A 10,745-nucleotide genomic window follows, 5' to 3' on the forward strand; every position below is an offset into this window, starting at 1 on the left:
TACGTCGGGCGATCTCCGGGCGACAACGTTGGAAGGACACTACATGCTGCACCGGATCACGCTGTTGGCGATCGCCGCGCCACGGCAGGTCATCGCCGTTTCCGCGGTGTTCTTTATCGGGGCGGCGGTCTTTGGCATCCCGGTCGTCCAAAGCCTGTCGGTAGGCGGCTTGCGGGATCCGGGCTCGGAGTCGGCCCACGCCAGCGGGGTGTTGGCCGACGAGTTCGGTCAAAGCGACCAGCAGCTCTTGTTTGTGGTGACCGCGCCCGGAGGCGCCCGCAGCGATCAAGCGCGTCGGGTCGGCACCGATATCGTCGACGACCTGCTGCGATCCCCTTACGTGTTCAACGTGTCCTCCCTGTGGACCGCGGCACCACAGACCGCCGCCGGGTTGGTCAGCAAGGACGGCAAGTCCGGCTTGATCGTGGCCAACCTCAAAGGCGGGGAAAACAACGCGCCGAAATACGCCAAGGCGCTGTCCGATCAAATCGGGGGGGACCGCGACGGAGTCGCCGTGCGCACTGGCGGAATGGCGATGGTCTACGCGCAGATTAACGATCAAACCCAGCGCGACCTGGCGTTGATGGAAAGCATCGCACTCCCGTTGAGCTTCGTTGCACTGGTGTGGGTGTTCGGTGGCCTGCTCGCGGCGGCGCTGCCGGTCGCCGTGGGGCTGATCGCCATCGTTGGTTCGATGTCGATACTGCGGCTGCTGACATTCACCACGGACGTCTCGATTTTGGCGCTCAACCTGAGCACCGCGCTGGGCCTGGCGCTGGCCATCGACTACACGCTGTTGATCATCAGCCGCTACCGCGACGAGCTGGCCGAGGCAGCCACTCCCAACGACGCACTGATCCGGACCATGGCCACCGCCGGGCGCACCGTGCTCTTCTCCGCGACCACGGTCGCGCTGTCGATGGCGGTGATGCTCGTATTCCCCATGTACTTCTTGAGATCGTTCGCCTACGCCGGGGTTGCAACCGTCGCATTCGCCGGTATCGCGGCGATCATGGTGACCCCGGCGGCGATTGCCGCACTGGGGCCCCGGCTGGACTCCCTGGATGTTCGTCGTCTGGCACGTCGGGCGCTGCATCGACCTGATCCGCTGCCGAGACGACCAGAACAGCTGTTCTGGTACCGGTCAACCAAGCTGGTGATGCGCCGAGCGATGCCCACCGGTCTGGCCGCGCTCGCCTTGCTGCTGCTGCTGGGATTCCCGTTCCTGCACGTGAACTGGGGCTATTCCGACGACCGCCTGTTGCCGCGATCTGCGTCCGCCCATCAGGTGGGCGACCAGCTCCGCAACGGTTTCGCCAATGATTCCGCGCCGGCGATACAGGTCGTCATCCCCAACGCGCGCGACCTGGCTCCGGCCGACCTTGACGGCTACGCCGCCGACCTGTCTCGGGTGCCCGACGTGTCTGCGGTAGCCGCTCCAGCCGGCACCTTCATCGATGGGCACGAAGTTGGGCCACCGGAGGCCGCGACTGGGATCGCCGGCGGCAGTGCGTTTTTGACCGTCGTCAGCTCCGCGCCGTTGAATTCGTCAGCCTCCGACACCCAACTCGACCGGTTACACAAGATGCCGGGCCCCGGTGGCCGGTCAGTCCAGCTCGCCGGCCTCGCGCAAGCCGACGGCGACAGCGTTGAAGCCATCACCTCGCGCCTGCCGCTGGCGGTCGGATCTATCGTTGTCGTCACCTTCGTACTGCTGTTTTTGCTTACCGGCAGCGTGGTGCTGCCGCTCAAGGCGTTGATCCTCAACGTGTTATCGCTGACGGCGACGTTCGGTGCCCTGGTATGGATATTCCAGGAGGGCCATCTTGACGCCCTGGGGACCACGTCAACCGGAACGTTGATCGCCAACACGGCGGTACTGATGTTCTGCATCGCGTTCGGCCTATCCATGGACTATGAGGTGTTCCTGGTGTCACGGATTCGCGAGTACTGGCTGGCATCGGCCCGGAGCCGCGACGCCAACGACGTAAGCGTGGCGTTGGGCGTGGCCCGTACCGGACGCGTGATCACCGCCGCCGCGCTGGTCATGTCAATCTCGTTTGCCGCGCTGGCCGCCTCGCAGGTGTCGTTCATGAGGATGTTCGGGCTCGGACTGACCCTGGCCGTAATCATGGACGCGACCGTGATCCGCACCGTACTGCTGCCGGTTTTCATGCACGTGCTGGGCAGAGCCAACTGGTGGGCCCCGAAACCGCTAGCCTGGCTGCACAACCGGATCGGCATCCGCGAATCCGCCGGCCGCGCCGGGCACGTGGCGCCTGGCTATGCGGCTGGTTACTTGGCCGAGGATGAATAGCGGGAGCCGGTCGGGGTCGCTATATCGGCTGCAGCAGAATAGATTCCGCGGCCAGAGCGAATTGACTCACCCGGCCTCGGCCGGTGCGGGCGCCTCGCCGAAGCGCGCCAACACCAGCGTTCCGCACACCGCCACAACGAATCCCGCGATCACCAGCCAGCCGAGGCCGTCACGGGCGGAGTCACCCAGCCAGACGACGCCCACGATCGCGGGGGCGATCGTTTCGCCGACGACCATGGCCGCCACCGTCGTCGTCACCGAACCGCGGTGCAAGGCGGAGGTGAGCAGCAGAAATCCGGCGACCCCGCCGCCGGCGCCCGCGTAGAGGGCCGGCTGGGTGTAGAAGGCGGGCTTGCTCGGGTCCACCACGTCCATCAGGCGCACCGCGATCTCGACGACACCGAATCCGCTTCCCGCGCAAAGGCCTAGCGCGAGCCCTCGCGCGCGATCATGCAACCGGCCGGCCGCGGCACCGATCAGGAATATCGCGGCGACCACACCGATCAGGGCCCAGCCGAGTCCGACCGGGGCGTGGCGAAAGTGCCCCGGCCCCGCCGCGCACGCGAGCACGACGAGGCTGACGCAGACCACCGTGACGGCCGCCCATTCCGTTGCGGACAGCCGCGCCGACAGCACCCATGCCGAGACGATCCCGGTGACCGCGATGGACGCGGCCAGCGCCGCGGCCACGACGTAGATCGGCACCAAGCGCAGCGCCATCACCTGAAGCAGGAACCCGAGGACGTCAAGACCGACGCCGGCGATGTAGCGCCACTGCCGAACGGCGCGCATCAGCAGCACCGCGTCGACGCCCGACCTGCTGGCCGGTTCGACCGACCGTGTCGCGACCGCCTGCAATACCGTGGCGGTGCCGTAGCACACCGAGCAACCCAGCGCGAGCAAGAACCCGATGAGCACAGAATGACAATACGAGACGAAGGGATTCTTCGATGATCGGCGTCGAGGGCAAAGTTGTGGCTATCGCTGGTGCGAGCAGCGGGATAGGGGAAGCAACCGCGCGTCTGCTCGCCGAGCGCGGCGCCAGCGTTGTCCTCGGTGCGCGTCGCGTCGAACGCCTCGAGGAGATCGCGCGCGAGATTCGCGAGGGTGGTGGAGCCGTCGTCATTCGCCAGACCGATGTGACGCGCCGCGAGGACCTCGACCAGCTGGTCGCGACGGCGTCCGGCGAATTCGGTTCCCTCGACGTACTGGTGAGCAACGCCGGGATCAGCAAGATCGGGCCGGTGTCGAACCTCGACGTCGATGGGTGGTCGGCGATGATCGACGTCAATCTGCGCGGGGTGCTGCACGGCATCGCCGCGGCGCTACCGGTTTTCCGCCGACAGGGCCGCGGCCACTTCGTGACGACCGTATCCACGGCCGGGCTGAAGATCGTTCCCACCATGGCGGTGTATGCGGCGACGAAGAATGCCGTTCGCACCGTCATGGAAGGCCTGCGCCAAGAGTCGACCGATGGCGTCATCCGAACCACTTCGATATCACCGGGATTCGTTGACACCGAGCTCGACGGTTCGATCGACGATGCGGCTCTGCGTGACCAGATCCGGCTCACCATGAGTGACTTCGGTTTGCCGCCGGCGGCGGTGGCGCGCGCTGTTGCATTCGCGATCGAACAACCCCACGACGTCGAGATTGGTGAGATCGCTATCCGCCCCACCGTCCAGGGTTAGCGGCGCCAAGCACCCTCACATCTGCGAGATGATGTGGGCGCGCTTCGCGTTGTACTCCGCGTCGGAGATGGCCCCGGCGGCGCGCAGCGCCTCCAGTTCTCTGAACCGCTCGGAAACCGGCACCGGCGGTTGCGGATACGACAGCGGACGCGGGGGCTGCCTGGTGTCCCTGACGCCCCATCCCGAGCCGAGGTTGATGAGCCGGAGCGCGAAGAGCACACCGCCCGCGGTGATCGGCAGCCCGAGATAGAGCATCCGGCCCAGCGGCAGCCCCGCGCGGCTCAGAGCGAAGTATCGCGCGAGCAGCAGCAGGGCGATGAGCGCGCCGGACAACGGGACTGCGGTCTTGGTCTTCATGCGGCAAGTGGAAACCGGGCGGGTAGCTACCGATCCCAACTGCGGCACAGATAGTGCAACACCAGGGCGGTGACGACCCCGTAGCCGAAGTGCGGAATCAAATCGCTGAGCCACCCGACGACGCCCCACGTTCGCGGGTCGGTCACGCCGAGCACGGTCATCGGCCCGTTGGTGCCGATGAGCGCGATCGCCGTCGCGACCAGCGTGGCGACCAAGAGGCCCGGGCGCCAGCCCAGCGCGTAGGCCAGCCCGAGGACCAGGCCCATCCCGATCCCCGCGGCATACCCGGTCAGCGCACCCAGGCCGAGCAGCCTGTTGGCCAGGACGTCACCGGATCCCGGCACCCTCAGGCCGAACAGTTTCGCCATCGCCTCGACGGTCCGTTCGGGCGTCGAGCTCGTCGCCCGGCCGCGCACCGCGATGTCCAGATAGGTGATCACGTTGAGCGCGGTGGTACCGGCGGCGCCCGCGGCGGCGCCGCTCAGCAGCCCCGGCCAAAGCCGGACAATCCGGGTGGTCCGCACCGGTGACTGCCTCCTCTCTGGCAGCTTGCGTCGAGTTTGACTAAAGCACCCTGTGTGGCGGTGCGCATCCTGCCAGCGGGAATTACAGTTGGTGCTCATGACGAATCGCAAAGCCACGCGGGCGGCGGCGGTGTTCGGCGGCGCCGCGTTGGTCCTTGCGGTCGGGTTGGGCGCTGGCGGCCCGCGGCCCGGTGCCGGCGCGCCACTGAACGTCGCAACGAGCTCTTCGTCGGGGACGGCCGCAACCGGCGGCGACGGTGGCGGCGCCATCGACGTGCAGCCCGTCGGTGGGAGCCCCTGCATCGTCGGCCTCAACTGTGGCTGCATTCCGCGGGTCACCTGCCCTACCCCGCACCCTCGTCCGGGCACCGCGGGTTCCAACCAACACAATCCTCCGGCCCCGCAAAATCCGTAGCGGCCGGGCTTCCTGACCAGAACGCGAGCGGCTTTCCTATCATCTCGGAATGAGCGCAGGTGGGCTGGATACCGTGGGCTCGCCGGCATTCACCGACGAGGACGCGGCCCTGTTTCGCGCCGCCGGTTGGTGGTCCGATTCGACGCTGTCGGACGCGGTGCGGCGGAACGCCCATTCGTCACCGGGCCGGTCCGCCTACGTCGACCATCCCGGGACGTCGCTCGATTGGCGCGAATTCGACCGTGCCGCAACGGAATTGGCCCGACGACTGGCGGGCCTTGGGGTGGCCCGCGGTGATCGGGTAGCGGTGTGGCACGGCGACTCCGCCGCCATCCACGTGCTGTTCGTCGCGATCGAACGGTGCGGCGCCGTCGTTGTCGGCATCGGCGCGCGAGCCGGGACCCGCGAGGTCGCCGCGATACTGCGCAATGCGCGGCCAAAGATCCTGGTCAGCGATCCCCAGCGGGCCGACGCCGCGGCGGCCGTGGCTGGCGAATCCGCGCTGGTCGTGGACGGTGATCCGGGTGAGCTGCGGCTGAACGTCGACGCGCAGCCCAGGGCGGTGGGCGCGGAGGCACAACTGGGCCCCGACGACGTCTTCCTGATCAACTCCACCTCGGGGACCACCGGCCTGCCCAAATGCGTCGTGCACACCCAAAACCGTTGGCATTACTTTCACCAGAAGGCCGTCGCCAACGGGTTGCTGACGCCGGACGACGTCTTCTTGCCGGTGATACCGACGCCCTTCGGGTTCGGAATATGGACCAGCCACACCACGCCGATCTACCTCGGCGCCACCGCGGTGATCCTGCCGCGGTTCACCGCGCCCGCGGCGTGTGAGGCGATCGCCCGCCACCGGGTCACCGTGCTGTGTTGTGTCAGCACGCAACTGACGATGCTGATGGCGGACCCGGCGTGCCGCGCGCACGACCTGGGTTCGCTGCGCGTCGTTTTCGCGGGCGGCGAGGCGCTGCCGTACCGGCCCGCCGCGGAGTTCGAGGAGCTGACCGGCGCGAAGATCCTGCAGTTTTACGGCTCGAACGAAACCGGGTTGCTGAGCGCGACCACGGTCGACGACCCCCGCGAACGCCGGCTCCGCACGGGCGGCCGGATCGTCCCGGAGATGGCGGTTCGGCTCTTCGACGGTGATCGGGACGTCACCGCGACGGGCCGCGGTCAGCCCGCGTGCCGGGGCCCGGCGACGAGCCTCGGGTACCTGGGCGGGACCGACCACGACAAGTTGTTCACCGCCGACGGGTGGATGCGCATGGGCGACATCTGCGAGATCGACGCGGAAGGCTACCTGAGCGTCACCGGCCGGACCTCCGATTTCATCGTCCGCGGCGGCAAGAACATCAGCGCCAGCCAGGTCGAGGACGCCGCCGCCACCCACCCCGCCATCGCGGTCGCGGCGGCCGTCGCGATGCCCGATCCGGTGTTCGGTGAAAAGGTTTGCCTCTACGCCGAACTCGTCGACTCGCGGGCCGTCGATCTGCCGGAGCTCGTCGAGCACCTGTTGGCGTTGGGCGTGTCCAAGGAGCTGCTGCCCGAACGGCTCATCGTGGTCGACGAGCTGCCCCGATCGTCCGGCGGCAAGATTGCCAAAGGCCAGCTCCGCGAGGATATTCGAATCAGGACGGAGGCGGATCATGAACGCTCCTAACGCACGTCGAGGCGGCGTCGAGGTGTGGGCGCCATCGGTTGTGCCCCCGATCGGCGTCGACCTGTCCAACGAGCAGGCGCTCGCCGTGGCCTTCCGCCACCTCGCCGGCATCGGCTTCGCGGAAAACATGGCCGGACACATCACCTGGCAGCTCGACGGCCAGACGGACATGTTCGTCAACCCGTGGGGGCTGTGGTGGCAGGAGCTGACCGCCTCGGACATCTGCGTGGTGGACAGCGAGGCGCGGGTGGTCCGCGGTCGATGGGATGTCACCCCGGCCATCCACATCCACACCGAACTGCACCGCGTGCGCGACGACGCCCGGGTCGTGATCCACAACCATCCCTATTACGTGTGTGTGCTCGCCGCGTTGGGCAGGCTTCCCGAACTCGTCCACCAAACCGGTTCGCTCTACCTCGACGACCTGTGCCTGGTCGACACGTACGACGGGGAAGTTGACAGCCCGGCGCGCGCCGCGGATCTCGCCGCGCGCATCGGGGGCGCCAACCTCACGATCCTGGCCAACCACGGCGTCATCGCAACGGGTCGCAACCTGCCGGAAGCCGTCTACCGGGCGGCATCGATCGAACGGGTTTGCAAGCTGGCCTACGACGTCATGCTCACCGGCCAGGAACCGGTGAAGATGAACTGGTCGGACATGGCCGGCATGCAACGGTCGCTGATCGAACGCGCCGCCGACGTGTACTGGGCGGGCGCGGCCCGCATGACCATCAAGGCCGATCCCGATGTCCTCGATTGAGTGGTGCGAAACGTGGGCGTTGCGTGTGCCCCCAGGGCGCGTCGCGGCCCGGATTCCCGCCCTGGGCGCACAGTCAAAGCCGTCAGCGCACACTCAACCGCCCTGCCCCGCAAGGAGACTGACGAGTGAAATCGATCGATGAGCTGGCTGGCGACCTGAAATTCACCACCGCCAAGACCGGCGACGACCGCTCGGTCACCTTCCTGCCCGACCCGCCCCGCGCGCCACGGCGCTACACGGTGATCTCGGCGGACGACCACATCGTCGAGCCGCCCGATACCTTCACCGGACGCATGCCGAGCAAGTTCGCCGATCGCGCGCCAAAGGTCGTCGAGACCGGCAGCGGGGGACAGACCTGGGTCTACGACGGACGGGAACTGCCCAACGTCGGATTCAACGCCGTCGTCGGGCGACCGGTGGCGGAGTACGGCTTCGAGCCGGTGCGGTTCGACGAGATGCGCAGGGGCGCATGGGATATCCACGCGCGTGTCAAGGACATGGACCTCAACGGCATCTACGCCTCGCTGAACTTTCCCTCGTTCCTGCCGGGGTTCGCCGGCCAGCGACTGCAGCAGGTCACCAAGGATCGCGACCTGGCGCTGGCGTCGGTGCGGGCATGGAACGACTGGCACCTCGAGGTCTGGGCGGGCTCGTATCCCGAACGCATCATCCCGTGCCAGCTGCCGTGGCTGCTGGACCCCGAGCTCGGCGCGAAGATGATCTACGAGAACGCCGAACGCGGCTTTCACGCCGTCACTTTCAGCGAGAACCCGGCGATGCTCGGGTTGCCGAGCATCCACTCGGGCCACTGGGACCCGATGATGGCGGCCTGCGCCGAGACGGACACCGTCGTGAACCTGCACATCGGGTCGTCCGGATCCGCACCGTCCACCACCGACGACGCGCCGCCGGACGTCCAGGGCGTGCTGTTCTTCGCCTACGCCATCTCCGCGGCGGTCGACTGGTTGTACTCGGGCCTGCCCAGCAGATTCCCGAACCTGAAGATCTGCCTGTCGGAGGGCGGGATCGGCTGGGTCGCGGGGCTGCTGGACCGCCTCGACCACATGCTCAGCTACCACGCGATGTACGGGACCTGGCAGGCCCTCGGCGAAAGCCTCACTCCTGCAGAGGTTTTGACCCGCAATTTCTGGTTCTGCGCGGTGGAGGACAAGTCGTCGTTCGTGCAGCGCGACCGGATCGGCGTGGACAACATCATGCTGGAAGCCGATTACCCGCACTGCGACTCGACCTGGCCGCACACCCAGGAGACGATCCACGAACAGATCGGCGACCTACCGCCCGACGTGATCCGAAAGTTCAGCTGGGAGAACGCGTCCCGGCTGTACCAGCATCCGGTTCCGGTCGAGGTGCAGCGCAATCCCGATGCGTTCTAGGCGTTGTCGCGCCGCAGCTCGTGGGGGCACGGACAGTCGGTGCCGTCGGCCACCGGATGCCGGTGCGACGCGGCCACCGGCGACGACACCGACGCCAGCGAGACGTCTTTCGGGCACGACGGCGCCGCGATCCAATTCATGAACTGCCAGATGGCGGCGACGAACGCGATGAGCAGGAGCGCCGTCGCGATCGCGTGCAACACCAGGTAGTAGCAGTATCCCGACGGGGATTGCGGCGAACCATCGCCAGCGGCAACCGTTTTGAACGTCGCTATTCCCATCTAGACAGCCCTCCTCTTCGACCCCAACGGCGTCGACCCCGACAACGTCTGCTCGATAGTCCTTCGGAGCGGAGACCCGATCGGACGGCGACACGCCGCACCGACTGAACACAATGCGCAAAAGCTCTGGTCGCGGCGGCCTCCGGCGCGCGTTTTGAACCGCCGGGCTCTGGGTAGCCGACCGGGGACGTCGGGTCGTCGCGTTCAGCGCCCGGTCGTCAAATAAGCAGTGGGGATTGGCAGGCGAATGAACACCCTCGCGTTGCTGGCCGGGCGCTACGAGGTGCGCGGCCGGCTTGGCCTGGGCGGGATGGCCGAAGTTCGCGACGGCTGGGACACCCGGCTGAACCGGCCCGTCGCCATCAAGCTGCTGCACCCTGTATTCAACGCGCAGCCGGACATTCGGAACCGATTCGACGCGGAAGCGCGCGCGGCCGCGGCGCTGAACCATCCGAACATCGTCGCGGTCCACGACAGCGGCGAGCACGACGGCATCCCTTTCATCGTGATGGAACGGTTGCCCGGCAGTTCGCTGGCCGACCAGATCGCCCGCGGCCCCCTTCCGGTCCCGCACGTCCGGGCCACCCTCGACAACGTTCTCGCCGCGCTGACGGCCGCGCACCGCGCGGCGATCCTGCATCGGGACATCAAGCCGGGAAACATCCTGGTCGGTGCCGACGGCGAGGCCATGAAGGTCGCCGACTTCGGGATCGCGAAGACCCACGAGGCGGTCGCCCACACAATGACGGGCCAGGTCTTCGGCACCATCGCCTACCTGAGCCCGCAGCGGCTTGCGGGAGCGCCCGCAACCGTGGCCGACGACCTGTATGCCGTCGGGGTGGTCGGCTATGAAGCACTCGCGGGGCATCGCCCCTTCCCGCAGGAGAACATGGGCGCCCTGGCCCGCGCTATCTTGCATGACCGGCCGCCGCCGCTGGCGCTGCTGCGACCCGACGTCGATCCCGCCCTGCTCACCGCCATCGAACGCGCGATGGCGCCGGATCCCAGGCAACGGTTCGTCGACGCCGCGCAGATGCGGGCCGTCCTGCACGATCCCCGGCCGGCCATGGTGACCGGGATGCCCGTCGCGGCGCCGCCGCGCCGGCCGACCAAGGTGCTCGAGCTGCCCATGTCGGCGCGGAATCCTCGACCGGCGGGCCGGACCAAGAAGCTGCTCGCCGCCGGGGCCGTCCTGGCGGCCATGCTCGTCGTCCCGTTCGCGATCGCATCCGACCCGGAGCCCTCGAACGCGCCCGCCAAACCGGTGACCACGAGCGCTCCGTCGCCGGTGCCGGAGCCGGTGAGCAATCCGGTGCCGCCACCCCCTCCCACCGAACAACCAC

Annotated in this window: 11 protein-coding genes; 7 read left to right on the top strand and 4 right to left on the bottom strand. The window is 67.8% G+C overall.

What is annotated here, in order from left to right; genetic code table 11:
- The first annotated feature begins 43 nt into the window (after window positions 1–43).
- Window positions 44–2,317, top strand: a complete 2,274-nt coding sequence (locus A9X00_RS07830) for an MMPL family transporter (protein ID WP_067151457.1) — start codon at window positions 44–46, stop codon at window positions 2,315–2,317.
- Window positions 2,318–2,383: 66 nt separating this feature from the next.
- On the opposite strand, the gene A9X00_RS07835 is transcribed toward A9X00_RS07830, so the two are convergent.
- Window positions 2,384–3,235 (bottom strand): DMT family transporter, encoded by an 852-nt coding sequence (locus A9X00_RS07835; protein WP_067151461.1) that lies wholly within the window; start codon window positions 3,233–3,235, stop codon window positions 2,384–2,386.
- Between the two features lie 32 nt (window positions 3,236–3,267).
- Between A9X00_RS07835 and A9X00_RS07840 the strand changes: the two genes are divergently transcribed.
- Window positions 3,268–4,008, top strand: a complete 741-nt coding sequence (locus A9X00_RS07840) for an SDR family oxidoreductase (RefSeq protein WP_067151464.1) — start codon at window positions 3,268–3,270, stop codon at window positions 4,006–4,008.
- A 15-nt stretch (window positions 4,009–4,023) separates the two neighbouring features.
- Here A9X00_RS07840 and A9X00_RS07845 read toward each other — a convergent pair whose 3' ends face one another.
- Together A9X00_RS07845 and A9X00_RS07850 are read right to left on the bottom strand one after the other, a co-directional pair.
- Entirely contained in the window at window positions 4,024–4,365 is a 342-nt protein-coding gene (locus A9X00_RS07845; protein ID WP_067151467.1) for an SHOCT domain-containing protein, read from the bottom strand.
- 26 nt (window positions 4,366–4,391) lie between these two features.
- On the bottom strand, window positions 4,392–4,889 hold the full coding sequence (locus tag A9X00_RS07850) for a hypothetical protein (protein ID WP_067151469.1): 498 nt from the start codon (window positions 4,887–4,889) through the stop codon (window positions 4,392–4,394).
- Between the two features lie 97 nt (window positions 4,890–4,986).
- On the opposite strand from A9X00_RS07850, the gene A9X00_RS30635 reads away from it, so the two are divergent.
- The 4 genes from A9X00_RS30635 to A9X00_RS07865 all read left to right on the top strand — a co-directional run bounded on the left by A9X00_RS30635 (window position 4,987) and on the right by A9X00_RS07865 (window position 9,121).
- Complete coding sequence (locus A9X00_RS30635) at window positions 4,987–5,304, top strand: hypothetical protein (protein ID WP_156771980.1); 318 nt, start codon at window positions 4,987–4,989, stop codon at window positions 5,302–5,304.
- A 49-nt stretch (window positions 5,305–5,353) separates the two neighbouring features.
- Complete coding sequence (locus A9X00_RS07855; RefSeq protein WP_067151472.1) at window positions 5,354–6,967, top strand: class I adenylate-forming enzyme family protein; 1,614 nt, start codon at window positions 5,354–5,356, stop codon at window positions 6,965–6,967.
- Window positions 6,954–7,727 (top strand): class II aldolase/adducin family protein, encoded by a 774-nt coding sequence (locus A9X00_RS07860; protein WP_067151475.1) that lies wholly within the window; start codon window positions 6,954–6,956, stop codon window positions 7,725–7,727. Before A9X00_RS07855 ends, A9X00_RS07860 begins: the two co-directional genes overlap by 14 nt.
- 125 nt (window positions 7,728–7,852) lie before the next feature.
- Window positions 7,853–9,121: an amidohydrolase family protein gene (locus tag A9X00_RS07865; RefSeq protein WP_067151478.1), complete on the top strand. Its 1,269-nt coding sequence runs from the start codon at window positions 7,853–7,855 to the stop codon at window positions 9,119–9,121.
- Here A9X00_RS07865 and A9X00_RS07870 read toward each other — a convergent pair.
- Window positions 9,118–9,402, bottom strand: coding sequence for a hypothetical protein (locus A9X00_RS07870; protein WP_067151481.1), 285 nt, complete (start codon window positions 9,400–9,402; stop codon window positions 9,118–9,120). The two genes, A9X00_RS07865 and A9X00_RS07870, sit on opposite strands and share 4 nt — an antisense overlap.
- Before the next feature lie 247 nt (window positions 9,403–9,649).
- Here A9X00_RS07870 and A9X00_RS07875 point away from each other — a divergent pair.
- A partial coding sequence (locus A9X00_RS07875) for a serine/threonine-protein kinase (RefSeq protein ID WP_067151484.1) occupies window positions 9,650–10,745 on the top strand: 1,096 nt, incomplete at its 3' end.

Source organism: Mycobacterium sp. 1245805.9, from assembly GCF_001672915.1.
Lineage (GTDB): Bacteria > Actinomycetota > Actinomycetes > Mycobacteriales > Mycobacteriaceae > Mycobacterium.

Coding starts and splice junctions, on each gene's coding strand:
- A9X00_RS07860 (WP_067151475.1), top strand. CDS start 6,954: ATGAACGCTCCTAACGCACGTCGAGGCGGCGTCGAGGTGTGGGCGCCA.
- A9X00_RS07845 (WP_067151467.1), bottom strand. CDS start 4,365: ATGAAGACCAAGACCGCAGTCCCGTTGTCCGGCGCGCTCATCGCCCTG.
- A9X00_RS07830 (WP_067151457.1), top strand. CDS start 44: ATGCTGCACCGGATCACGCTGTTGGCGATCGCCGCGCCACGGCAGGTC.
- A9X00_RS07870 (WP_067151481.1), bottom strand. CDS start 9,402: ATGGGAATAGCGACGTTCAAAACGGTTGCCGCTGGCGATGGTTCGCCG.
- A9X00_RS30635 (WP_156771980.1), top strand. CDS start 4,987: ATGACGAATCGCAAAGCCACGCGGGCGGCGGCGGTGTTCGGCGGCGCC.
- A9X00_RS07855 (WP_067151472.1), top strand. CDS start 5,354: ATGAGCGCAGGTGGGCTGGATACCGTGGGCTCGCCGGCATTCACCGAC.
- A9X00_RS07840 (WP_067151464.1), top strand. CDS start 3,268: ATGATCGGCGTCGAGGGCAAAGTTGTGGCTATCGCTGGTGCGAGCAGC.